The organism is Methylobacterium sp. P1-11 (assembly GCF_008329595.1).
Taxonomy (GTDB): Bacteria; Pseudomonadota; Alphaproteobacteria; order Rhizobiales; family Beijerinckiaceae; genus Methylobacterium.
In genome coordinates, this window is sequence record NZ_NPKS01000018.1 from 60,313 (window position 1) to 83,379 (window position 23,067).

The 23,067-nt window shown below is 69.7% G+C and carries 18 protein-coding genes and 2 pseudogenes; 10 read left to right on the forward strand and 10 right to left on the reverse strand.

The annotated features are described in order from the left end of the window. Positions 1-92: 92 nt before the first annotated feature. The 3 genes from CIW48_RS18840 to CIW48_RS18850 form a co-directional block, all read right to left on the reverse strand. Positions 93-338, reverse strand: coding sequence for a hypothetical protein (locus tag CIW48_RS18840; protein WP_149312128.1), 246 nt, complete (start codon positions 336-338; stop codon positions 93-95). A 264-nt stretch (positions 339-602) separates the two neighbouring features. Continuing rightward, entirely contained in the window at positions 603-1,907 is a 1,305-nt protein-coding gene (locus CIW48_RS18845; protein ID WP_149312129.1) for a glycosyltransferase, read from the reverse strand. A gap of 148 nt (positions 1,908-2,055) precedes the next feature. Further along, the gene (locus tag CIW48_RS18850; protein ID WP_149312130.1) at positions 2,056-3,294 is read right to left on the reverse strand and encodes a cytochrome P450; all 1,239 of its coding nucleotides are present in this window, start codon (positions 3,292-3,294) and stop codon (positions 2,056-2,058) included. 287 nt (positions 3,295-3,581) lie between these two features. Between CIW48_RS18850 and CIW48_RS18855 the strand changes: the two genes are divergently transcribed. Next, on the forward strand, positions 3,582-3,794 hold the full coding sequence (locus CIW48_RS18855) for a hypothetical protein (protein WP_246695319.1): 213 nt from the start codon (positions 3,582-3,584) through the stop codon (positions 3,792-3,794). Positions 3,795-3,872: 78 nt separating this feature from the next. On the opposite strand, the gene CIW48_RS18860 is transcribed toward CIW48_RS18855, so the two are convergent. The 4 genes from CIW48_RS18860 to CIW48_RS18875 form a co-directional block, all read right to left on the reverse strand. Beyond that, complete coding sequence (locus CIW48_RS18860; protein ID WP_149312132.1) at positions 3,873-4,730, reverse strand: alpha/beta hydrolase; 858 nt, start codon at positions 4,728-4,730, stop codon at positions 3,873-3,875. Further along, positions 4,727-5,983: a Bcr/CflA family efflux MFS transporter gene (locus CIW48_RS18865; RefSeq protein WP_149312133.1), complete on the reverse strand. Its 1,257-nt coding sequence runs from the start codon at positions 5,981-5,983 to the stop codon at positions 4,727-4,729. Before CIW48_RS18865 ends, CIW48_RS18860 begins: the two co-directional genes overlap by 4 nt. Next, the gene (locus CIW48_RS18870) at positions 5,974-7,257 is read right to left on the reverse strand and encodes a nucleotide disphospho-sugar-binding domain-containing protein (RefSeq protein WP_149312134.1); all 1,284 of its coding nucleotides are present in this window, start codon (positions 7,255-7,257) and stop codon (positions 5,974-5,976) included. Before CIW48_RS18870 ends, CIW48_RS18865 begins: the two co-directional genes overlap by 10 nt. A 157-nt stretch (positions 7,258-7,414) precedes the next feature. Continuing rightward, positions 7,415-7,717: a hypothetical protein gene (locus CIW48_RS18875; protein ID WP_149312135.1), complete on the reverse strand. Its 303-nt coding sequence runs from the start codon at positions 7,715-7,717 to the stop codon at positions 7,415-7,417. A 374-nt stretch (positions 7,718-8,091) separates the two neighbouring features. Between CIW48_RS18875 and CIW48_RS18880 the strand changes: the two genes are divergently transcribed. From CIW48_RS18880 to CIW48_RS18900, 5 genes are all read left to right on the forward strand, one after another. After that, entirely contained in the window at positions 8,092-8,853 is a 762-nt protein-coding gene (locus CIW48_RS18880; RefSeq protein ID WP_149312136.1) for a response regulator, read from the forward strand. 2 nt (positions 8,854-8,855) lie between these two features. Next, positions 8,856-9,860 carry a cytochrome c peroxidase gene (locus CIW48_RS18885; RefSeq protein ID WP_149312137.1) on the forward strand — a complete coding sequence of 335 codons (1,005 nt, stop codon included), beginning with the start codon at positions 8,856-8,858 and terminating at the stop codon, positions 9,858-9,860. Then, positions 9,857-12,319, forward strand: coding sequence for a two-component system VirA-like sensor kinase (locus tag CIW48_RS18890; protein WP_149312138.1), 2,463 nt, complete (start codon positions 9,857-9,859; stop codon positions 12,317-12,319). The genes CIW48_RS18885 and CIW48_RS18890 overlap by 4 nt, the downstream gene beginning before the upstream one ends. 409 nt (positions 12,320-12,728) lie before the next feature. Further along, positions 12,729-15,770, forward strand: a complete 3,042-nt coding sequence (locus CIW48_RS18895) for a PAS domain-containing protein (RefSeq protein WP_149312139.1) — start codon at positions 12,729-12,731, stop codon at positions 15,768-15,770. Positions 15,771-16,238: 468 nt separating this feature from the next. Continuing rightward, complete coding sequence (locus CIW48_RS18900) at positions 16,239-17,087, forward strand: MaoC family dehydratase N-terminal domain-containing protein (protein ID WP_149312140.1); 849 nt, start codon at positions 16,239-16,241, stop codon at positions 17,085-17,087. 243 nt (positions 17,088-17,330) lie between these two features. Here CIW48_RS18900 and CIW48_RS34080 read toward each other — a convergent pair. Next, positions 17,331-17,579: pseudogene (locus tag CIW48_RS34080) on the reverse strand (cation:proton antiporter); the annotation flags it as partial. A gap of 179 nt (positions 17,580-17,758) precedes the next feature. Here CIW48_RS34080 and CIW48_RS18910 point away from each other — a divergent pair. From CIW48_RS18910 to CIW48_RS18925, 4 genes and pseudogenes are all read left to right on the forward strand, one after another. Continuing rightward, positions 17,759-18,265 carry a DoxX family protein gene (locus tag CIW48_RS18910; protein ID WP_149312142.1) on the forward strand — a complete coding sequence of 169 codons (507 nt, stop codon included), beginning with the start codon at positions 17,759-17,761 and terminating at the stop codon, positions 18,263-18,265. Then, complete coding sequence (gene chrA, locus CIW48_RS18915; RefSeq protein WP_149312143.1) at positions 18,262-19,506, forward strand: chromate efflux transporter; 1,245 nt, start codon at positions 18,262-18,264, stop codon at positions 19,504-19,506. Before CIW48_RS18910 ends, chrA begins: the two co-directional genes overlap by 4 nt. A gap of 14 nt (positions 19,507-19,520) precedes the next feature. After that, positions 19,521-20,333, forward strand: a complete 813-nt coding sequence (locus CIW48_RS18920) for a rhodanese-like domain-containing protein (RefSeq protein WP_149312144.1) — start codon at positions 19,521-19,523, stop codon at positions 20,331-20,333. 22 nt (positions 20,334-20,355) lie between these two features. Continuing rightward, a pseudogene (locus CIW48_RS18925) lies at positions 20,356-20,511 on the forward strand (chromate transporter); the annotation flags it as partial. A gap of 350 nt (positions 20,512-20,861) precedes the next feature. On the opposite strand, the gene CIW48_RS18930 reads toward CIW48_RS18925, so the two are convergent. Both CIW48_RS18930 and CIW48_RS18935 read right to left on the reverse strand, forming a co-directional pair. Next, the gene (locus CIW48_RS18930) at positions 20,862-21,785 is read right to left on the reverse strand and encodes a DUF6328 family protein (RefSeq protein ID WP_149312145.1); all 924 of its coding nucleotides are present in this window, start codon (positions 21,783-21,785) and stop codon (positions 20,862-20,864) included. A gap of 81 nt (positions 21,786-21,866) precedes the next feature. Beyond that, positions 21,867-22,766 (reverse strand): phosphatidylserine decarboxylase, encoded by a 900-nt coding sequence (locus CIW48_RS18935; RefSeq protein ID WP_173009309.1) that lies wholly within the window; start codon positions 22,764-22,766, stop codon positions 21,867-21,869. Positions 22,767-23,067: the final 301 nt, after the last annotated feature.

A 23,067-nucleotide genomic window follows, 5' to 3' on the forward strand; every position in this document is an offset into this window, starting at 1 on the left:
GACGGGATTGGGGCCCCCTCTGCCCGCCCGTCGGAGCCAGGGAAAGGCGCCGGCCGTCTCCGCGGGAGGCTCCCGAAGGGGCATCTCCGGCATCAGCAGCCCGTGCAGATGCGGTTGATGACCCGCTGGGCCCGGATGTGCTCGCGCTCCACCGCGGGAGAACGGAGATCCCGATGCGTCCAGAACGGGAGAGGCCGGCTGATCGCGGAGGGGCTCGGAACGTCGGGCTGCGCAAAGCGCGGGACCGGCTGCGCCTCCGCGGCCGTCGGGGTCGTCAAGGCCGCAAGACTAGCTCCGATCGCCGCGCCCGCCGCGGCTTTCATCCAGTCATCGATCATAATCTCATGCTCCAGAGTATGGAGCCGCCGGAGTAGGTGCCCGATCTTTCAATGCGATGTCGTCGGATCCAGAAATGATGACAGCAGAAACAGGGCGGTATCGGTAGAATTGAGTTGAGTTTCTTGCCGAACAAGGTCTGATTTGATTTATGCTAGAGTCTAGCAATACGCGGATGGCACCCGGTCCAGTCGGCCGGGTGCCGTGATGCGCGGATGAGGTTGCCGTTCTTCCGGGAGCGGCCCTCCGCCAGCTCCGGTTAACGCTCAGGCGGCGCTGCGCACGCGGCCGCCTCCATATTGGGCCAGGAGCCGAAGGATTTCGGCGTTCGCGTCGTAGGTGGCGAATTCGGCGGCGAGGCGCCGTGCCGCCCGGCGATGGTGAGGCGCGTCGAGCACGATCCGCACCGCCTTCCGGATCGCCTCCGGGGTCGGGTCGTTCGCAGCGAGGTCGATCCCCGCCCCCGACCACGCGATGCGGGCGTTCACGTCGGCCTTGTCCTCGGTGAGGCCGGCGGCGACGAGGGGGATGCCGAAGCTCAGGGCCTGGTTGACGCTGCCGTAGCCGCCATTGGTCACCATGGCATCGATCCGGGGCAGCAGCCACTCGAAGGGCAGGTAGGGCGAGAGCCGCGCATTGGCCGGGATCGGGCCCGGGATGGCGTCGAGCCCCCGTCCGCCCCCCGTCACCACGGTCAGGATGTCGGGCTCATCGGCGAGGGCCTGGAGCGCGGGGCCGACGAGGAGGCCGAAATCGTGGTTCGCGACCGTGCCCTGCGTGACGAGCACGACCTTGCGAGTGCCGTCGAGGTCGGCTGCCCAGGGCGGGGCCGCCGCCTGTCCCGGGACGATCGGCAGGGCCCCGATGAAGCGCACCGTCGGCGGCCGCGCGAAAGGGTATTCGAAATTCGGGACGCTGAGCTGCAGGTAGGTGTCTGCAAGCCGCACCACCGAGTCGAACAGCGGCCAGGGCGGGGCTGGCAGATTGAGTTCCGCCAGCACCGCGGCGAGGCTCAGACCGACCGGCCGGTCGACGGCCGCGTCGTAGGCCTCGGCGATCCGCTCATAGGCCGCCGCCTGGTCCGGCGTCTCGGCCGGCGGGAGACCCAGAAAGGCCGGCGCCCGGTCGGGCCGCGCGCAGTGCAGGATCGAGGTGCCGCACAGGACGATTGCGGGGCGCTCCGCGCGCGGTCCCAGCAGAAGCGGCAGGGCGCCGAAGAACATGTCGTCGCCAATCACCACCGAGGCCGGAAAGGCCTGCAGCGCCTCGCGCAGACCGCGATACTGGTCGGGGATCCGGTCGACGAAGATCCGTTCCATGGCGACGCGCAGCCAGTCCGGCCCGGGTGGAATCCGAGCCAGTTCGGGTACGACGGCGCGGAGATCGCGTCCGTCGAAATCCGCACATCCCGGCAAGGCCACGAAGCGGGCGCCCACCGCCGTGATGCGGTCGCGGAAGGCCGAGCCCGAGAGGACCATGACCTCGTGGCCGTTCTCGGCCAGCATGCGGGCGATGGCCAGGAGGGGATTGAGATGGCCCGTGGCGGGCGTCGAGCAGAGGAGGACCTTCATCACATGTCCTATCGGTGAGGGGAGATCGGGCGCCGCGGAATCGCCGGCAGGCCCGGGAGCGAGGCTGGGGGCCGGACGTTACGGCGTGGCTGCGGATCGCGATCGAACGGTTGCGGCTGCAACGTCGGCGAAGGCGTCCGGTCCGGCGCTAGGCGGCGACCCGCAGAGCGTCGATGCGGCGGATGCCGCTGTGGCCCCGGAGGACCGGCATCGCGTCCGTCAGATGCAGGCGTGGGGCGAGGCGCAGCAGGACGCCCAGGCCCTCCTCCAGCTCGATCCGGGCCAGGGCCTCGCCGATGCAGCGGTGTGCGCCGCCGCCGAAGATCGGATGCAGACGCGGGAGGTCGGTGCGCCGGATGTCGAACGTGCCGGGATGCGCGTAGACCGCCTCGTCCCGCAGTGCCGACAGGGTGGAGAGCAGCATCAGGCTTCCAGCCGGCACGACATGCCCGTCGAGGCCGATATCCTCCCGGGCGACCCGCCCCGCTGACCCGACGCTCGGCTCGTAGCGGAGCGACTCCGCCACCGCTGCCGGGATCAGGCTGGGATCGCCGCTCACCGCCGCCCATTGCTCGGGGTGCTGCAGCAGCAGCGCCACCTGCATGGCCCCGGCGACCCGGGTCGTGTCGGTGCCGCCGATGATCAACTGCACGAGCTGGATCACCACCTCCTGCGGCGTGAGTTCGCCCGCTGCCTCCGCTTCCGCGAGGAAGCGCGTCAGGAAATCGTCCTGGGGCGCCGACCGGCGCGCCTCGAGGATCGCGGCGACGTAATCCTGCAGCGCGACCGCCGCCGCTTCGAGATCCGGAATGTCCTCCGGTCCGAAGGTGAAGCTCAGCACCCGCGAGACCTCGTAGGCGAGCTGCGTGAAGCGGGGGATGTCGTCGCGCGGCAGGCCGAGGATGTCGGCGATGGTCTGGGCCGGAATCAGGGCGGTGTAGCGCTCGACGAGATCGACCTCCCCCTCCTCCAGCCAATCCCGGACGAGGTTCTCCGCGGCCGCGCGGATTTGGGGGCGCAGGCCCTCGACCAGCCGGGCCGCGAAGGTGCGGGTGAAGGGCGAGCGACGTCGGCGATGGGCCGATCCGTTGGCGGTGAGCATGCCGTGCGCGAAAATGTCGAATAACGTGCCATCCGGGATCGCGCGCGACTCCGGATAGAGCGTCTCCGTCGCCTGGGCTCGATGATCGCGCATCAGCAGGTCGACATCGCGGGAACGGAGGACGAGGACGCCCGCGACCTCATGGCCGACGAAGGGCAGCCGGGGCCGCCACGCGCGGAACACGCCGTGCGGATCGGCTTCGAGTTCCGCCACCGTCAGCGTCGGGACGCTGTCCGGAGACCGGGGCGAGCCGGCCGGTCGCGTCAGGTTTTCGATCCCGTTCATCTGTCAATTCTCGCTTCTGTGGTGCGCGAGAACTTTCAGAGGCCCGAGCTACAGGATAATTTCGGAAGCTCGGCCGATGATTACGATCATAACATTCGGACTGGCCGGCTGCACGGCAGGACGCGGAAGCGCGCCGGGCGCCCGATCGGCCGGCTTGTGCGCAAGAGCACGTCGGGCGCCGCGCGTTTCGTGTGTCAGATCTTCCGAAATCATGCCGTAACTTGGCCCTTCGAGAAAGGCACCGCTTTGCAGAAGGAGAAGTCCTCATGGTTGCAGGACGGGCGAATATGGACGACGTCTTCGAGACATTGCTCAGGCGGACGATCACGGAGTCTGTGATCGACGGTATGGATCACCGGAAAGCCGGCGAGGACGACCTCATCATCCGCCTGAGGCAGTATGAGCGGCGGGCGCGCCAGGAGCAGCTGAGTTCCCAGACGCTCCAGGTCCTCTTGTCGGCGCGGCGCCTTCTGGGTGACGGGTCGGGGCTGGATCCGTGACGCGGATCGGCAGGGCGCGGGATGGCATCCGGGCCGGGTGCCGCCCTGCCTCTCCGGTGGCGTTCGTGCAGTAGCAGGTTACCGTGCGCTGGCCCTCAAGCCGACAGCCAGGAAGCGCTCGATCATCGCGTTGACCTGTTCGGCCACCTCGATCGTGTTGAAGTGGCCCGCGAGCAGCGTCTTGGCCGTCACGAGCTGCGGGCAAAGCTCCCGCAACCGGTCGAGGTCGCGCGTCGCCTCCACCAGCGGCACGTCTGCCGAGAGATAGGCCATGGGGATGCGACAGGCGCGCGCGGCCGGAACGGGATCGTGGTGCAGCACCATGTTGCGGAGCGCCGCGTAGGCCACGTGCTGCGGCGTCCTCAAGCACGGGCCGAGGATGAACGTGTCGAAGAGCGCCTGCCGCCGCGCCGGATCGTCGTAGTCGCAGCCGATTGCCCAGGCCATATCCCGCACGACGGCTTGATAATTCGGGCCGCCGACGCCTGCCAGCAGACCTTCGATATCGGCGCTGCCGGCCGTGTCGGGCGACGGCAGGACGATCGTGTCGATCATGACGAGACCGGCGGCGAGTTCGGGATGGCGACCGCACATCTCCAGCGCCACCGCGCCGCCCAGGCTGTGGCCGATGACGACCGGCCTCACCAAGCCCAGCGTCCGGCACTGCCACGCGATGTCCTCGGCAAAGCCGCCCATCGTGTAGTCCTGCTCCGGCGCGTCGCTGGCGCCGTGACCGCGCAGGTTCACCGCAACGACGCGACGCGTTCGCGAGAAGTGCGCGATCTGCGGCGTGAAGATGCCGTGATCGCCGGTCCAGCCGTTGATCAGCAGCAGGGGATGCCCCTCGGGCGTGAGCGGTCCGGCCTCGATATGGGCGAGCCGGACGCCGTCGCGCGTCAGGTGGACGGGCTGCCACCGGGGTGGGTCGATGATCATGCGGGTTTTCCGTGTTGCCGGGAGGGGGAGCGGGAGGCCGGGCGCGCGAGGCCGGCATAGGCAGCGGTCGCCGCGAGGCAGCAGCCGAGCATCACGGCGGCCATCGACAGGGCGGACCGGCCGTCGAAGAACCGGGCAACGAGGTCACTGGCGACGGCCGCCCCGAGCATCTGCAGGAAGACCGCGACGGCGCTGCCCGCACCCGCGGCTTCCGGGTTGCGTTCCGTCGCGCCGTGCATGGCGTTGGGCGAGACGAGGCCGAAGGCCAGGGCCACGCCCACCATCGCGGCGATCACCGGCAGGACCGTAGGAGGCCGAACCAGCGCGGCGACGAGGAGCAACGCCGCCGAGACGGTCGCCAGGGCGAGGCCGGCGCCGATCACCCACGGGGGAGAGACGCCCCGGGCCGCGCCGCGCCCATTCAGGAAGGCGCCGGCCATCACCGACAGGGAACTCGCCCCGAAGACCAGCCCGTAGGCCAGCGGGCTGAGGCCGAAGGCGTCGATGAACACCAGCGCGGAGCCGGTGATGTAGGCGAAGACCGCCCCGGCCGCGGCGGCGTTGCAGAGGGCATGGCCGAGGAAGACCCGGCTCGCCAGGATCTGCCCGTAGCCGCGCAGGATTCCGGCCGCCGCCGGCCCCGTAGCGGAGGCGCGCCGCAGGGGCTCGTCGATGTGCCGGGTCGCTGCCAGGGCCACCAGGGCGGCGGCGATCGGCGCGGCGTGGATCAGCCGCCAGCCGCCGAGATCCATCAGCCCGGCTCCGAGGGTCGGGGCCACCATCGGCACCACGTTGATGGTCAGGACGACGAACGACATCCGGACGCGCGCCGCCTCGCCCTCGAACAGGTCGCTCACCATCGCGAGGACCGCCATGCCCGGGCCGGCGGCGCCGATCCCCTGGAGGGCCCGGAACAGCAGGAAGTGCGGCAGCGTCCGCGCCGCGCCGCAGCCGAGGCTGCCGCCGATGAGGAGGAGGCAGCCGCAGACGATCGCTGGCTTGCGGCCCAGGCGGTCCGAGGCCGGACCGTAGACCAGAAGCGCGCCGCCCAAGCCGAGCAGGTAGGCGCCCATGGCCGCGCCCATCGCGGTGGCCGGGACATGCAGCGCGGCCGCCGTGTCCGACAGGCTCGGCAGGATCATGTCGATCCCGAAGGTGGGGAGCGCCGCCAGCAGCCCGAGCAGCGCCGAGAAGGCGGTCGAGCCGGGGCGGATGCGGGGATGCCCCGGCGCGGCCGCCTGGATCAGGCCCAAAGCCGGCCTCCGCCCCGAGCAACGGCCCGATCCGCGGAACCCCGGCGCGCCGCCACCATCGCGACGATCTCGCGGACGAGACCGCCCGCTTCGAGATCCGCCCGCACGGCCGCTCCGAGAACCGCGGCGGCCCTGCGGAAGCCCGGCCCCGCCAGGAGCCGGTGCGCCGCCGCGGCGATCTCGGCCTCGCTCGCCCCGGCGGGAAGGCGCAGGCCCGCGCCGCGCTGGGCGACGCGGGCGGCGTTGTCGGCCTGATCGCGAGCGAGCGGGATCACCAGCAGCGGCACGCCGTGGAGCAGCGCGCGGCTGACCGTGCCGTGACCGCCCTGGCACACCACCAGATCGGCCCGCGCCATGAGGGCATCGTGGGAGGCGGCCGCCACGACGCGGACGGTGGCGGGAGCGGCCAAGTCCCCTGCCCCGACATTCGGGCCGGTCGTCAAGACGGTCTCGGCCTCGACCGTGCCGACGGCGCGCGCGACGCGGCGCAGCAGGTCGGTCTGGTTCTGGGCGCCGGTGCTGCCGGCGACGAGGATCCGCGGCCGCCCCGCCCCGAACCACCCGGTCTCCGTCCCGCGGGACCAGCCCGGCTCGTCGAGCAGTGGGCCGATGTAGCGGTAGTTGGCGGGCAACGCCTCCGTGTCGAAGTCGAAGGCCCGGCTGACGGCCAAGAGGACGCGGTCGGCGCGATCGAAATGGGCGAAGGCGCTGGCGACCGGCGGCAGCCCGAAGGCGCGCCGCGCGGCGTTGAGCGCCGGCCGGCCCTGCTCCATCGCCGACACGATGGCGGCGGTCGCCGCGTCCACCGCGTCCCGCTCCGCCTCGGTCCGCGGCGGCGTCAGGCCGCTCGCGGCGGGCGGAATGCCGGAAATCGGGCGGATGCTGACATGCGGCGACAGGACCGCGTGCGGCAGGTTGGCCGCCTCCGCCGCGAGGGCGCAGCCGGGCAGGAGGTCGAGGCTCAGGACGGCATCGGTCGGCAGGCGGCGGATCTCGTCGAGCGTGTCGGCCGCGTAGGCGCTCGCCGGAGAAAACATCGTCTGGCGCAGCCAGTCGGCGAGATCCGAGAAATCGACCGGATCAGCATCGAGGCCGGTCGGTGCCCGGCGCCATCCGATGAACGGAAAGCCCGCCGCCTCGACCTCAGCGCGCATGGCCGGGTCGGCCATGACACGCGGGCGGTGCCGCGCCCGGTGCAGCTGCCGGGCCGCCGTAAGCACGGGACTGAGATTGCCCGTGGTTCCCCACGAGATGCAGAGGACATTGAGCGACATGGTTTGGGTTTCCCAATCTGATCGCGCGCTTGCGCGGCGTTCGGACCGTGCGGACGCAAGTCCCGCTCTGCAGGCGCGGCGGCGCGAAAGAAGGCCGAGGAGCTGGCGGCCCGGGCCGGCCAGAGCAGATGTTGAGACGGTTGGAAGGGAATGAGGTTTAGTTTTTATGATGATGTCTGCTGCTGATATCCTGAAGGAAATCGACGTAATCAGGGTGAATGCTGTGGATGCAGCCGCCGAAGGCGAAGCTGACCACCAGCAGATCCAGCAGCTGCCGCCCAAAACCGCGCCGAGCTGGTTGATGGAGCCCGAATGGAGATGAAGCCCGGCCGTCACGCTGCCAGAGGAGGCGCCGCGGCAGCCTGGCAAAGTCAGCCTTCGACTCCCGGCAATCAGGCCCGGATTTACCGAAGTCTCTCCGGGCGCGCGGATGGTTGCCCGGGATCACGGCGTCAGTCATGGTCGCCTCTCGATTGCGAGAGGATGATCCTGGTATTTGCCTGTTACATCCGCATGTCGAGCCATGTTGATTCACGTTACTGCGGTAACGAAGCGGGTTTTCGTCAGATTGATACCGCAGCGCCCGATGCGAATGCTCGTGCTGTGCTGTCACGCACAATATGAAGGGCGCAATCCTTTGGGGGGCGTGATATCAACTGAGCCGTGTAAGGCCCGACGTCCGGACGCGCCCAGATAGGCCACCGGGACGGGCCGGCGACGGACGCGAAGGTCGCCTGGGCGGCGATGTCCCCGATCCGGAGGCGCCTCTCGGTCCCCGAGCCGGCGCGCCGAGATCGTGCTGTCGCGGCCGGTTGCCGTGAATCGGAGGTGGCCATGATCGAACCCAGCCTGGACCGGGGTCAGGGTCGGAGCGCGCGACCCGGGACGACCCGGATCCTCCTCGTCGAGGACGATGCGGGCATGCAGCGCATCGTCTCGGACCATTTCGCCGACCACGACGTCGACGTCACGGCAGCGATCAACCGGGCGGAAGCGGAGAAGCGGCTCGCCGAGGCCGAATTCGACCTCGTCGTGCTCGACCTGCGGCTGGGCTCGGAGAACGGGCTCGACCTGCTGCGCGACCTGCGGGCCCGGAGCGACCTGCCGGTGATCATCACCACCGGCCACCGCCGGGACGAGATCGACCGGGTGATCGGCCTCGAACTCGGCGCGGACGATTACCTCGTCAAACCCTACGGCCTGCGCGAGCTGCTCGCGCGGGTGCGGGTCATCCTGCGGCGGGCCGAGGTCGCGCCCGCCCCAGCCCGGGGCCAGGATTCCCATCGCAGTCGGTTCGACGGTTGGGTGCTCGACCGGCGCCGCCGGCGCCTCACCAACCCCGACGGCGCGGATGTCGCGCTCAGCAAGGGCGAGTACGCGCTGCTGGTGGCCTTCCTCGATGCACCCCAGCGTCCGCTGAGCCGCGAGCAGCTCCTGCAGGCCACACGCGTCCACGAGGACGTGTTCGACCGCAGCATCGATGTCCAGATCCTGCGGCTGCGCCGCAAGCTCGAGGTGGATCCGAGCGCGCCGCGCCTGATCGTCACCGAGCGTGGCGTCGGCTACGTCCTCAACACGACCGTCGAGAAGCTGTAGCCGTGGCCGCTCTCCGCCCAGGCTGGCGCCTCGTCGCGGTGCTCCTCGGCAGCGCCACGGCGATCGTTGCCGCGGCCGCCCACGAGAAGCCCGCAGCCGTATTGGTCTCCGCCGAGGCCGCGGATGCGCTGGGCGTGATCACGCCGGTGCCGACCACGCTGGGGGCGGATGCGGACCGGGCCGCCATCGGTCGCCTGCTCTTCACCGATACGCGCCTGTCGCGCGGGGGCGATCGGGCCTGCATCACCTGCCACGACATCCGCAGCAACGGCGCGAGCGCCCTCCCCCGGAACCTGACCACCGGCGGTACGCCAATGCCGCGCAACACGCCCACAGCCTTCAACGCGGCGCTGAGCTTTCGCCTCGGCTGGGCGGGCGACATCTCGACGCTGCAGGAGCAGGCCGAGGTGGCGCTGACGCGGCCCGAGTTCCTGGGCGGATCCTGGCCCCGGATCCTCGACGTGGTCCGCGGCGATCCGGCGCTCGCCGCGCTCTTCCGGGCCGCCTACGGGCGTGAGGCGGACCGGGGGGCGGTGATCGACGCGATCAACAGCTTTGAGCGCAGTCTTCTCACCCCGGACAGCCGGTTCGACCGCTGGCTGCACGGCGACGCCCACGCCATCACCGACGCGGAGCGGGCGGGCTACGACATGTTCCGAAGGATCGGTTGCGCGGCCTGCCACCAGGGCGTCAATGTCGGCGGCAACCTGTTCGAGAAGGTCGGGATCTTCGTCACGATCCCCAACAAGGTCGCCGAGGTCCTGCGGGTGCCGAGCCTGCGCAACGTCGCGGTCACGGCGCCCTATTTCGACGATGGCGGGGTCGCCACGCTTCCCGAGGCGGTGCGGCTGATGGCGCGGGCCCAGCTCGGCCGGGAACTCACCGCGGCGCAGATCGACGCGATCGTCGCCTTCCTTGGGACGCTCACCGGCTCCTTCGAGGGGCGGCCTCTGACCGCGCCGCGAGCGACCGAGGCGACGCCTCGGGACGGCGTGCCACAGCCATGAGGCTGACCCTCCAGGCCGTCGTGTTCGGCGCGCTGCTCGCGGCGTTGCTGACGTGGCTCTTGATCAACGGCAATGGCGGGATGGAGGCCGCCTACGTCGCCACCCAGCGGACCGTGGATGCCCTCGCGCTGGCCGAGTCGCGCATGCAGCACGACGTGCTGCGGGCGCGGACCGGGCTCCTGCGCAACTACGATCCGATCGTCAGGCATCTGCGCGAGATGCAGAAGGCCGTGGCCGATCTGAAGGCGAACAATGCCGGCGATGCCGACGTCCATGCCGTGGCCCAGGCGGTGGACCGGGAGGCGCAGATGGTCGAGCGTTTCAAGACCGGCAACGCCCTGGTGCAGAATTCGATCGCCTATTTCGACTCGCTCAGCGACCGTCTGTCGGAGACTGATATCGCCCCGGGGCTGGCGCGCGCGGTGGCCGCGCTCCAGATCCGCGTTTCGGAACTCGCCCGCGACTCGGCCCCGAAGCGCCTCGCCGAGATCCGCACCCGCCTCGACACGCTGCACGCCGCCGACGGCGCGGCCGATCGGACTGCCGACGTCGACGCCATCGTCCTGCACGGGCGTCAACTCCTGGAATTGCTGCCCCAGGTCGATGCCGTCACGCGCTCGCTCCCGTCCTCGTCGAGCGAGGAGGCCCGGCAGACGCTGCTGGAAGCCCAGCGCGCGATCCGGGACCAGCGCCAAGTCCGGGCAGACGGCTTCCGCCTCGCGCTCTACGCGGTCGCCCTGGCGCTGCTCGCCCTGGTGGTCCGCGTCGGTATGCTGATGCGGGCCGGAACCCGGATCCTGCGCCGGACCGTGGATTTCCAGATCGTCGTCGCGCAGGCGGCCAACTGGTTTCTGGCGAGCCAGCCGGAGGAGACCTCCGCGCGCATCGTCGACGTCCTCGCCATGGTGGGCGAGGGTCTCGATACCGACCATTGCTACGTTCTCATGCTCGACGGGACCAATGCGGTGCACCTCTGGAACCGACCCGGCCTCGCGCCGCCCCGCGGCTGGCCGGTGGCACAGCAGGCCCTCATCCACGACATCGCGGCCGCCCCCAGCGATCTCATCTTCGTCGAGGTCGCGGACGAAACCGGGCCGCCGGCCCTGCGCCGGACCCTGGTCGAGCGCGAAGTCGTCTCCTGGGCCTGTGCACGGCTGCGCCGGGGCGAGCGCATCGTCGGCCTGCTGTGCTTCGAGCGCAGCACCACCGGCCTGCCGCCGTGGCTGCGGCATTCGCGCGGCCTGATCCAAGTCGTCGCCGACAGCTTCGGAGCCGCCCTGGAGCGGCAGCACGTCTGGGAGGAGCGCCGCGAGATCGAGGCGGCCCTGCGCCGCGCGCAACGGCTGGAGGCCATCGGCACCTTCGCCAGTGGCGTGGCGCACAACATCAACAATGTGCTCAACGTCATGCTCGGCCATGCCGAGATCGCCGGGGACGCGCTGCCGGCCCATTCCGCCCGGGCGGCCGAGCATATCGGGCTGCTGGTCCAGGCCGGCGGCCGCGCGCGCGAGATCGCGGGCCAGATCCTCGATTTCGGCCGCCGCGGGCGTCCCGCGCAATGCACCAGCGCGGCCGAAGCAGTAGTCTTCGAGACCGTGGCGCAGATCCGTGCCTCCACGACCGGTCCGGCCACGATCCAGCTCTCGGGCACCGCGGAGGGCGCCCGCGTCGGCGGTGAGCCGGCGCAGCTGCAGCAGGTTGTCCATAACCTGATCCGCAATGCCGTCCAGGCCTCCGAGCCGGGCGCGGCCGTCGACGTCCGGCTCGACCGAGTCGCGCTTCCGCGTTCCAGCACCCTGACGCACGGCACCCTGCGCCCGGGCGATCATGTCCGAATCCGGGTGTCCGATACTGGCCGCGGGATGGACGATTCCACCCTGGCGCGGATCTTCGAACCGTTCTTCACCACCCGGCCCGCCGGGACCGGGCTCGGGCTCGCCACGGCCTTCGAGTTCGTTCAGGAGCACGACGGCGCCTTCGATGTGCGCAGTGCGCCGAACAGGGGCAGCACCTTCGCGGTGTGGCTACCCGTGATTCCGCACGCCCGGGACCGTGCGGCGGACGGCGGGACCGTAATGTTGATCGGGCGCACGCGCCGGTCAGTCCAGGAGGACGAGGAGACGCTGGCCGCCCTGGGCTACGAGCCGATCGGCTATGCGGATCCCGACACGGCCCTGGCCGTCCTGCGGCGGGAGCCGGGACGATTCGATCTGCTGCTGATCGATCACCCGCTTCCTAATCTCTCGGGAATCGCCGTTGCGCAGCAGGCCGCGCGGATCTCCGAATGCCCGATCGTGCTCTCGCTGTCGGCCACCGACTCGGTACAGCCGGAGATTCTCGCGGCGGTTCCCGTTGCCGATGTCATCCGCCGGCCGTGGCGTTCAAACACCCTGGCGCTGACGCTGCGACGCCCCCTCATATCCGCCCATGCGGCGCTTCGCCCGGCCGCCGTTTCGTGAGGTCGCTGTTCGCTGCGCGGAGCGCGGGATCCAAGGAAGTCGATCGGGCCTAGCGCCGCAATTACCGCAGCTGTGGGTATCCCATCCCGTCGACCCGTGGCAGCAGCAGGGCTGCAGCCCGTTCGGTCGGCCCGATCGATCCTCTGGATCCCGCGATTGAGCAACCCTCTCGATTCGTTGGCTTTGACAAGCCGGGCGACTCGTGGGACCGCTCGGCCATGCTGGGGGAACAGACACGCGATCGCGCCCCGACAATCGGACGGAACGGGTACGTCCTTGCCGAGACCCCATCGTCCGATCATCCGCTGGCGCGCGACATCGCGGCTGGCCGCCCGACAGAGCAAGACCGGCACCGTCCTGTCGGGAGCGGATAAGCTCCCGATGCCCTTCCAAGCACCGCCAGGATGTCATGCACGGGAGAACTGACGCCACGATCTGCGCCCCGGCCTTCCTGGCTGACGGCGGCGGAATGGGCGTGCTCCTGCGCGAGCACCCCTGGGCGGGCACGCCGCTCGGCGACCTGTTCTCCTGGCCGAACGCTCTGACGACGCTCATCGGCATCATGTTCGGTTCCAACCAGCCGATGTTCATCGTCTGGGGACCGGAGCGGAGTCTCTTGTACAACGATCTCTACGCCCAGATCCTGGGCGACAGGCATCCTTCGGCTCTCGGCCGCGACTACCTCGAGATCTGGCGCGAGATTGAAGCCGACCTCAAGCCCCTGGTGGACAAGGCCTATTTCGGCCGCCCTGTCCATGCGGGAGATGTCGAGCACGTCCTGCACGGCCGCAACTTTGCGGACGAGCTTCGGTTCTCCCTCTCTTTCGTGCCCATCCGGGAGACGGCCGGGCACGTAAACGGTCTGTATGGGACCTGCACCGTGATCGCGGATCCGGTGCCCGTCGCGCGCCGTCCGCAAGAGACGGAATCGTCGCGCCGCGACAACGAGGAGCAGCAATCCTTCCTGCTGGATCTCAGCGACACGCTGCGACCGCTGACCGCATCGGCGGAGATCGTCGAGGTAGCCTCGCGTCGCCTCGGCGAGCGGCTCGGTGCCAGCCGCGTCTTTTATGCCGAGATCGGCGGCAGCCTGATGAAGGTCGAGCGGGAATACGCCCGGGGTGTCGGTTCGATCGTGGGGGAGCATTCGCTGGCGGCGTTCGGCCCAGACCTTCTGGCCGCCTACCGCAACAGCGCGGTCGTCGCGGTCGAGGACGTGGCCACCGACCTTCGGTTCAGCCACGAGGCGCGTGCCGGCCTCCAATCGCGGCAGGTGGCTGCGTTCGTCGACGTCGTGCTGTTTCGCGGCGAGGAGTGGGTGAGCCTGCTGGCCGTGCAAAGCGCGATCCCGCGCGTCTGGACCACGGCCGAAGGCAACCTGATCCGGGACGTCGGCGAACGCATCAAGGCGGCGATCGAGCGTGCCCGCGCCGAGGCGGCCTTGCGCAGGAGCGAGGAGCATCTGGCGGCCATCTTCGCGGGTGCCTCCGTCGGCTTGTCCGAAGTCGATGCCACCGGTCGCTTTCTGCGGGTCAACACCGAGTTCTGCCGCATCCTCGGGCGTTCGGAAGTTGCGCTGTTGCGTCTCGACATCGCCCAGGTCACCAGCCCCGAAGACCTGTCGCCCAGCCGGGCCGCGATCGCGCAGGCCCTTGAGACCGACCAAAGCGTCGCCCTCGACAAGCGGTACCTTCGTCCGGACGGCTCATCGATCTGGGCGAGCAGCAGCATTCGGCGTCTCGACGACGCGGACGGCAGGCTCAAGAGCCTGCTGATCGTGACGGCCGATCTGAGCCGGCGCAAGGAGGCCGAGCAGCGGCTGGCCGAGAGCGAGCGCCGCCTCCAGCACCTGAACGAGACCTTGGAGCTGCAGGTCTTCGAACGGACGGCAGAGCGCAATCTGTTCGCCACGATCGTCGAGAGGACCGACATCATGGTGATGGCGGTTGATCTCGGCTACAACATTCTGGCGATCAACAAGGCGAATGCTGACGAGTTCGAGCGCATCTACGGCGTGCGACCGAGGGTCGGCGACAACATGCTCGATCTGCTGGCCGATCAACCCGAGCATCAGGCCCAGGTTCGGGCGGGGTGGGGGCGCGGACTGGCCGGTGAGGAGTTCACTCTGGTCCAGGATTTCGGCGATGCCGAGCGGGCACGCCCCTCCTACGAGATCAGCTTCCGCACGCTGCGCGACGCGCGGGGCGAGCGCATGGGCTGCTATCAGTTCGTCATGGACGTCACGGATCGGTTACGTGGCCACGCCGAGCTGGCCCAGGCGCAGGAAGCTTTGCGCCAATCCCAGAAGCTGGAAGCGGTCGGACAGCTCACGGGCGGCGTGGCGCACGACTTCAACAACCTGCTGACCATCATCCGATCCTCGGTCGACTTCCTGCGCCGGCCTGATCTGCCGGAGGTCCGCAAGCGCCGCTACCTCGACGCGGTCACCGAAACCGTCGAACGAGCCGCGAAGCTCACGGGTCAGCTGCTGGCCTTCGCCCGCCGCCAGGCCCTCACGCCTGAAGTGTTCGACGTCGGCCAGCGGGTGCTGGCGATCGCCGACATGCTCGATACGCTGACGGGTGCACGGGTGCAGGTCCTGCCCGAGATGCCGGATGCGACCTGCCTCGTCCGGGCGGACGTGAGCCAGTTCGAGACCGCACTGGTCAACATGGCCGTCAACGCCCGTGATGCCATGGATGGTGAAGGCACACTGATCCTGCGCGTGACCTGCGGTGCGGCGCTGCCGGCCATTCGCGGCCACGCCGGTTCCCTGAAGCCCTTCGCGGCGGTGTCGTTGATCGACACCGGCACCGGCATTCCACCTGAGCAGATCGGACGGATCTTCGAGCCGTTCTTCACCACCAAGGAGGTGGGCAAGGGAACCGGCCTCGGCCTGTCCCAGGTATTCGGCTTCGCCAAGCAGTCGGGGGGCGATGTCGATGTGCGCAGCACGCTGGGCCAGGGCACCGTGTTCACGCTCTACCTGCCGGAAGTGCCGTCCGCGGAGCGACCGGCCGACGATCATCTGCAGGATGCGGACCTCGCGCCTCTCGGGACGGGTCAGCGCATCCTGGTCGTCGAGGACAATGTCGGCGTCGGGCAGTTCGCGACCCAGATCCTGGAGGATCTGGGCTACCAGCCGACCTGGGCGGCCAATGCCGAGGAGGCGCTGGACGAACTCGGGCGGGCGGGGAACCGGTTCGATCTGGTGTTCTCGGACGTGGTGATGCCCGGTATGGGTGGTGTCGCGCTCGCGCAGGAACTGCAGCAGCGCTCACCACGGGTGCCGGTGGTGCTGACATCGGGCTACAGCCACGTGCTTGCCCAGTCGGACGCACATGGGTTCACGTTGCTGCACAAGCCGTACTCGGCCGAGCAGCTCAGCCGGATCCTTCATCAGGTCCTGGGCCTGCGCAGGACATCGGGCGTGCTCTCCGATCCGGCTTGAAGCCGGTCTTGCTATAGCGACCCCGCGGGACGGACTTGCTGATACGTCGCGCAAACGCTCCGCTGCGGCGCGCGCAGATGGTCAGGCGCTGCGAGGCCCCGATATCCTGAAGCGGAATGATGCGGATCCCCAGAATCCGAAGCCGGCACGATGGCGAGGTCAGCCAGATCCTCGACCATGTGGCAGATCCCGCGGGTCGCCGAAGGCGAGGCGCCGCTGCGCGGCCAGCGGGGGACACGATCATCTGGATGTCACCGCGACGCGGAAACGCCTCTGCCTCGGCGAGGCCCGCATCGCCACCCTGCGTGAGACCAAGGCGATCTGAGAGCCTTTTTGAGCGCGGCTTCCCAATCTTTCATTTCAGGATGACGGCGCGGGCTGCAGAACCGCCGTCATGGACCTCGTTCGGCGGTGTTGTCAGACGTCAAACAGGCTCCGAGCCACTCGCGAACGACCGAGGTATCGTTGATGACCGCGCTCGATGTGGATCACCTGCGCAGCTGGATCGGTCGCACCCGCTCGGTCCGCGACAGCGTCACGCCCCGTCTCGTGAACGAGTTCCGCGCCACCTTCGGAAGTGCCCTGGCGCCCGTGCGGGAGGATGAGGCGCCGCTGGCGCTCCATTGGTGCCTTGCCCCTGAGACGCCGGCGGCCGACTTGCTCGGGCCGGACGGGCATGCTGCGAAGGGCGGCTTCCTCCCGCCGGTGCCCCTGCCGCGGCGCATGTGGGCGGGCGGTGAGATCGAGACCCTGGCGCCCCTGTGTCTCGGCGACGAGGTCATGCGCCGTGAAACCGTCTCGGATGTGGTCGCCAAGGAAGGCCGCACCGGGGCCCTCTGCTTCGTCACCGTCCGGCACGAATACGAGACGCCCCGTGGCGTGGCCATTCGCGAGCGGCAGGACATCGTCTACCGCGCGGCGGCCGAGCCCGGGCGCCAGAGCGCGACGCTTCAACCCTCGCCGCTCACGGCCGCGCCCGACCGCGTGCGGGCGGTCGAGGCCACCACGATCCTGCTGTTCCGCTACTCGGCCATGACGTTCAACGGCCACCGCTTTCACTACGACTTCCCGTACGCGACGGACGTCGAAGGGTATCCGGGTCTCGTGGTCCACGGTCCGATCCAGGCCAGCCTGCTGTTCAATCTCGCGGCCGAGAGCCTGGGCGGGGTCCCCCGCACCTTCCGCTACCGTGGCGTGTCTCCGATGATCGCCGGCCAGACCTTCCGCGTCGCCGGGCAGACGAACGGCGCGGCCTTTGCCGGTGTGACCCTCGACGCCGGTGGCGGCGCCTGCATGACGGCATCCGCTGACCGTTGAAGGAACGACGATCCAGACGTGGCGCGCGAGCCGACGGCGGATGCCGCGACGAGGCCGACGAAGCCCCGCCTGCAGCATCCGGCGCGGCGGCCACCTGGTCGCACCTCAGGACATGTCCGCCGCATCGCGATCGGGATGGTGTCGCGTCTTGGCGTCCCCGCATCGGAGACCGTCACACCGGCCACGCCCTTGCGGTCGAAGCGGGCCGCGAGGTCCAGTCCAGCGGTCGGCGACGACCTGTTCGATCCGTGCCGCCAGAGCGAAGAAGAGCGGGTTCAGCGTGATCGACAGCAAGGCTCCACCGAGGAGCAGGTTACGCGCATCCTCGGGTAGGAGCTTGAGCGAAAGGCCGAGCGAGACCGGGATAAAGGAGAACTCGCCGATTTGGGCGAGGCCCTCGGCAATCGTCATGGCGGTGGCCAGCGGGTGTCGGAAAGCCAGTACGATCCCCACCGCGGCGAGCGACTTGCCGGTCATGATCGCGCCGAGCAACCTGGTCGCGACAGCGGCGGGACAGGCCCGCGTGGGAGCCTTGTTCCAACCCTTCGCTCCCCATATCGAAAGCCGATACTGTAGGGTCCCGCTCCGATCCGGATGGGTGCGACCGCGTTCCGAGGCGAGAATCCATGGCGGTCCTGGGCCGGCCGCCCTCCTGACAGGGAAGTGACGGGATGAGCGTTTGGCACGCCCTTCTGCAAACCAAGGAGACGGGGTGGGTCGTCCTTGTGCGCCTGCTGGTGGGTCTCGTTGTGTTCTTTCCGGAAGGCCTGCAGAAGCTGCTCCACCCCGAGGTGCTCGGTGCTGGACGCTTCGCCAGGATCGGCATCCCCTATCCTGAACTGATGGGACCCTTCGTCGGCGTCGTCGAGACCCTCTGTGGACTTCTGATCGTCGTAGGTCTGGCAACCCGTGCGGCTACGGTCCCGCTTCTAGTCGTGATGGCGGTGGCGCTCGTCTCCACGAAGGTGCCGATTCTGCTCGGGCATGACCTCGGATCCTTCCATCTCCCGGCTGACATCAAGCGGGTTGGGTTCTGGAGCGCTCAGCACGAGGCGCGCGCCGACCTGACGATGACGTTGGGGCTGTTGTTCCTGCTCATCGTCGGTGCCGGACGCTGGTCCCTGGATGCCCTGCTCGCCCGCTTCCTCTCGACACGCCCAGACCGAGGTCGCCCATGACCTATGCCCCGTCGTCCACGGAGCCCGGACGGACCGATACGGCTTCGACAAGCTCGCCCGGCTCCATCGGGGAGGTGTTCCTCGCCTTCCTCAAGCTCGGCTTGACCTCGTTCGGTGGCCCGATTGCGCATCTTGGCTACTTCCGCGACGAGCTGGTCACCCGGCGGCGCTGGCTGGACGAGCGCGCCTATGCCGACTTGGTGGCGCTCTGCCAATTCCTGCCCGGGCCTGCTTCCAGCCAGGTCGGCTTCTCGCTCGGCGTGCTGCGGGGCGGCGGGCTTCTCGGCGGTCTCGCCGCATGGACGGGCTTCACCGTGCCGTCGGCCCTGCTGCTTCTGGCCTTCGCCTACGGCGCCAGCGCGCTTTCGGGCCCGGTGGCCGAGGGTGCGATCCACGGCCTCAAGCTCGTCGCCGTCGCGGTGGTCGCGCAGGCGGTCTGGGGCATGGCCCGCTCGCTGGCGCCGGATCGGCCACGCGCCGGCATCGCGGTTGCGGCACTGTTCCTCACCGTGTTCGTCGTAGGTTCGGTCGGGCAGCTCGGGTCCATCATCCTCGGCGCCCTCGCCGGTCTCGTGCTCTGCCGGGCGGCGGCGCAAGAGCAGGACGGGCATCTCGCCTTCCCGGTCTCCAGGCGGGCCGGCGCGGCGACCCTGGGCGCCTTCGCCCTGCTCCTGGTCGCCCCCCAAGTGCTGGCCGCCGGCCTGCAATCCCAAGCCTTGGCGCTGTTCGACGCATTTTACCGCTCCGGGGCCCTGGTATTCGGCGGCGGCCACGTGGTGCTGCCGCTGCTGCAGGCTGAGGTGGTCGCGCCGGGCTGGGTCAGCCCCGGCACCTTCCTCGCCGGTTACGGGGCCGCCCAGGCCGTGCCCGGACCGCTGTTCACGTTCGCGGCCTATCTCGGTGCCGTCGCCGGACCGGCGCCCCACGGGGTGATCGGTTCGGCCATCGCGCTGGTCGCGATCTTCCTGCCGGGGGTGCTGCTGGTCTACGGCATGCTGCCCTACTGGGACGCCTTCCGGACACGTCCGCTCGCCCAGGCGGCCATGCGCGGCACCAACGCCGCCGTGGTCGGCATCCTCGGTTCCGCTCTCTACAGTCCCGTCTGGACGAGTGCCGTCGGCAACCCGCGCGATTTCGCGGTGGCCGTACTGGCGTTCGTGCTGCTCACGGTCGGCCGGGTGCCGCCGTGGGTCGTCGTCGCACTCACGGCTTTGGGTGGTGTCGTCCTGGCCCTGCTCTGACCGGAGCGGTATCCATGTCTCAGTCAGCCTTGCTCGACCCGGCCGCCCTCGACCCGTCCTGGCTGGTGCTCGATGCCCGCAGCGAGAGGGATTACGGGCAAGGCCATTGGCCGGGGGCGGCGCGCGTGCCTGTCTCCGACTGGGAGACGGCCGCCAAGCAGGCGAACACCGACCTGTCCGAGGACGGGCACTGGCGCACGCTGATCGGCGACCTCGGGGTCGACGGTCGGCGGCCCGTGGCGGTCTACGACGACGGCCGGATGACCGAGGCCGCACGCGTGTGGTTCATCCTGCAGCATTTCCGGGTGCCGGCCGCCGTGCTCGATGGCGGCTGGCCTGCGCTGACCGCCCAGCCCGGCGCCCAAATGGACAGCATGCCGGTGATGCCGAGTCCGGCGGCCCTCGATCCGGCGCCGGCCAGCCACGCTTCCGTCGGCTTGGTCACCCGCCAAGAGCTCCGGGACCGGCTCGACGGCAGCACCCAGATCTTCGACGCGCGCACGGCCGCCGAGTTCGCCGGCGCCGACCTGCGCAACAACGCGCGCGGGGGCCACCTGCCCGGGGCGCGGCGGGTCGGCCATGCCGACCTGCTGACGGCCGAGGGCCGGATGAAGCCGGCCGGGGAACTGCGCGCCATGCTGGAGCGCGCCGGCTTCCGGCCCGGAGAGCGGATCGTCACCCACTGCGACGGCGGCGGGCGTGCGGCGCTGGCCGCCCTGGCCGCCGTGCAGGCCGGCTTCACCCAGGTGGATGCCTACTACCTCAGCTTCTCGGACTGGGCGAAGGATGAAAGCTGTCCCGTCGTGAGGGACGGCGACGGTCATTGATGCGAGGTGCCGCCGTGGTCGGATTCCTCTGCCCCGGCGCCGCCCCGAAGCGCCGCTGCCCGTAACCCTGGCCGAGGCCGTGCAGATCTCGGCGCGCATCGGGGCGCACTCCTTCGGCGGGCCGGCCGGGCAGATCGCCGTGATGCACCGCATCCTCGTCGAGGAAAGGCGCTGTATCCAGTGTGCTGCCGCGGGGCACATGCTTCGAGTGCTGCTGGCCTGGGACGCGCGGCGAGGAGGCGCCGTCCTGGCTGTGGTCGAGCTCGCCGGCCGCCACGAGGTCGGCTACCTGCAGCACTGCCGCTGCTACGCCGGCAGGCACGCCGCTTGAGCGAGGGGAGCCGGAGCCGGCACCACGCTCCTGACCGGCGGCTCTCACGGCCAGGTCGTCGCGCGCTGCCGGGAGCTCGTCGGAGCTCGTCGCGGCCAACACTCAACGTCTCATGGGCGGTGCTTGAGCTCACTCTGCACAGGCCGGACGTGGCGCTGTCGCGGGCACAGCGGCCGCGAGCATGCGGTGGCTGCCACTCAATCGGTGACGCCGTGCCTCCGTTGCAGCAGGGCCGGGTACACGTGCCAGAGGCCGACGAGCAGCGCGAGTGACGCGACGGCCGCGACGATTCCGGCCGTGTCCGACGCGACGACCTTCGCAACCACGACCCCGAGGTCAGCCGAGATGCCGAGCGCCAGGGTGGCGCTGGACGCGAGCAGGAAACGGCTGCCCAGCGCGTGAAACTCCGGCGTGTCCTCGCCCGCATAGACGATGCGGTGGAAGGCCGCCGGGGCCATCAGCCAGACCACCGTCAGGACCAGGAAGCCGAGCGCCGCCAAGTGCACGACCTTCGCGGGGAAGGCCAGCTTCTCGAACGCCTCGGAGAAGGTGATCACCAGCTGGAAGCCGAGGAGCGCCTGGGCGCCGGGAAGCACCACGCGCGTCTCGGTCAGCATCTGCTCGATTTTGGTCTCCAGCGTGGTGTGCTCGTGCTCGGGCTCCTGGCGCGTCATGTTGCGCTCCTTGTCTCCGATGGTCCGCGCCTTGAGCGCTTCCAGCCCGTACCAGAAGAGGAGAGCGAGCCCGCAGGCCACGAGGCCGACGACGGCGCCGGGGCCGAGCCCCAGAACCGGCTCCGCGGCCAGGAACAGGTCGGCCCCGAACGCAAGCGCGAAGGGTGCGAGCGCGAGGCCGGCATAGCGCCCAATCACGCCGAGAAGGCGCTTGGTGTCCCGCCCGCCCTCCACCATCCGGTGCTGGATCGAGGGGGTGATGAGCAGCGCGATGGTCAGGGTAATGAGGGCAAGCGCCGCGACCCAGACCACGCGGTCATGGAACGGCAGGCGCTCGAACGTTGGGCGGAAGGCGCCTTGGAACTGGAAGCCAAGCAGGATCTGCGACCCGAGGATGAGGATGCGGGTCTCGTCGAGGCCAACCTTCACTTTCTTCGACAGGGACATACGCAACGAGGTCCAACGGTGCCGGGATGCAGCAATCGACCACCGCCACGTCGGGTTCCGAAGACACACCCGGGGCGCGTACTACGCACTTCTGAGGCTTATTGCGACGGGTTCGCCCAGGCGCACGATGGTCTCCATGCCCTGCGGCGTGTGCTCCCGGATGTCATCCGCTGGCCGCCACGCGCCGGGCTCACCGAAGATGGCCACTGCCGAACCGCCGAACTTGAACACCGACTTCTGCTCCCCGCGCCGGAACGGCCGGTCGAGCGGGTGACGCTGCACGATGCGTCCGACCGTGAGTGCGCCGAACTCGACGAAGCCGAGCCGGCCGAAGTTCTCGGTCTCCAGGATATTCACTTGACGCTCGTTGCGGATGTAGATGTCCGGCTTGTTCTGCACGGCCGTCCACGACACGGTCCAGATGCTGCGCCCCAATCGCTCGTGGTCCAGCGTCCGCCCGTCGTCGGGGTAGTGAACGTGGTGGTAGTCGACCGGCGAGAGCCGCATCAGCAGGACGGGCCCGCCGAGGAAGGGCCTGGCTCGCTCGGCATTGCCGAGGATGTCCGCTGCCGCGAGTGACTGGCCCTTGACCGGGAAGCGCTGCTCGGGGCCGAACCGCTCCCAGCCGAAGTAGCGCGCCTCGGCCGGCGCGCCCATCGTGCCCGGATCCTCGGGGAAGTGGCGCTTGCCGGGCTTGAACTCGCGCACGAACCAGTCGGCGTAGGAGCGGTACCGGCGCTCCTCGAATTCGCTCATGTCGATGTGGTACTCGCGCACGAACGGGTCGATGCTACGTCTCGTCCAGGGCGCGTCCTGGTAGAGTGCGTAGAGCTTGTCGAAGAGAGGTGTCGCGCGCAGCCACTGCCCCGGGGCGCGCAGCGGCCTCGTCTCATAGGTTGTCTGGTGGTCGGGCATGAACTCCTCGACCGCCTTGCCCTTGTCGCGGTCCCACAGCTTCAATGGCTTCGGATCGGCCGCCATCACGTCCCCTTCCGCGACCCGGCAAAGATGGCGGGTCCGGGAGCAACAACCCTCGCAGGCTAGGGGCGTTCCTCCGGCCGGCCGCCGACGCATGGCGGCATTCGCCGCGTGCCTCCGCGTCCACAGCCGATGCGTCCGCCACCTACCCCCCCGCAACGAACCGCAGCCGCTGGCCGTTGAGGAGACCTCAGTCGCGGACGCTCACGATGACCCTTCCCGCCCTTCTCATCGCCCGCCGTCTCGCCATCGCCGGCACCTTCGCGCTTGTGGCGTTCGCGAGCGACTGAGCCGGCCGGTCCGA

Excerpts from the sequence above, each read along its gene's own strand:
- CIW48_RS18840 (WP_149312128.1), bottom strand. The coding sequence starts at position 338 with ATGATCGATGACTGGATGAAAGCCGCGGCGGGCGCGGCGATCGGAGCT.
- CIW48_RS18845 (WP_149312129.1), bottom strand. The coding sequence starts at position 1,907 with ATGAAGGTCCTCCTCTGCTCGACGCCCGCCACGGGCCATCTCAATCCC.
- CIW48_RS18850 (WP_149312130.1), bottom strand. The coding sequence starts at position 3,294 with ATGAACGGGATCGAAAACCTGACGCGACCGGCCGGCTCGCCCCGGTCT.
- CIW48_RS18855 (WP_246695319.1), top strand. The coding sequence starts at position 3,582 with ATGGACGACGTCTTCGAGACATTGCTCAGGCGGACGATCACGGAGTCT.
- CIW48_RS18860 (WP_149312132.1), bottom strand. The coding sequence starts at position 4,730 with ATGATCATCGACCCACCCCGGTGGCAGCCCGTCCACCTGACGCGCGAC.
- CIW48_RS18870 (WP_149312134.1), bottom strand. The coding sequence starts at position 7,257 with ATGTCGCTCAATGTCCTCTGCATCTCGTGGGGAACCACGGGCAATCTC.
- CIW48_RS18875 (WP_149312135.1), bottom strand. The coding sequence starts at position 7,717 with ATGACTGACGCCGTGATCCCGGGCAACCATCCGCGCGCCCGGAGAGAC.
- CIW48_RS18880 (WP_149312136.1), top strand. The coding sequence starts at position 8,092 with ATGATCGAACCCAGCCTGGACCGGGGTCAGGGTCGGAGCGCGCGACCC.
- CIW48_RS18890 (WP_149312138.1), top strand. The coding sequence starts at position 9,857 with ATGAGGCTGACCCTCCAGGCCGTCGTGTTCGGCGCGCTGCTCGCGGCG.
- CIW48_RS18895 (WP_149312139.1), top strand. The coding sequence starts at position 12,729 with ATGCACGGGAGAACTGACGCCACGATCTGCGCCCCGGCCTTCCTGGCT.
- CIW48_RS18900 (WP_149312140.1), top strand. The coding sequence starts at position 16,239 with ATGACCGCGCTCGATGTGGATCACCTGCGCAGCTGGATCGGTCGCACC.
- CIW48_RS18910 (WP_149312142.1), top strand. The coding sequence starts at position 17,759 with ATGAGCGTTTGGCACGCCCTTCTGCAAACCAAGGAGACGGGGTGGGTC.
- chrA (WP_149312143.1), top strand. The coding sequence starts at position 18,262 with ATGACCTATGCCCCGTCGTCCACGGAGCCCGGACGGACCGATACGGCT.
- CIW48_RS18920 (WP_149312144.1), top strand. The coding sequence starts at position 19,521 with ATGTCTCAGTCAGCCTTGCTCGACCCGGCCGCCCTCGACCCGTCCTGG.
- CIW48_RS18930 (WP_149312145.1), bottom strand. The coding sequence starts at position 21,785 with ATGTCCCTGTCGAAGAAAGTGAAGGTTGGCCTCGACGAGACCCGCATC.
- CIW48_RS18935 (WP_173009309.1), bottom strand. The coding sequence starts at position 22,766 with ATGGCGGCCGATCCGAAGCCATTGAAGCTGTGGGACCGCGACAAGGGC.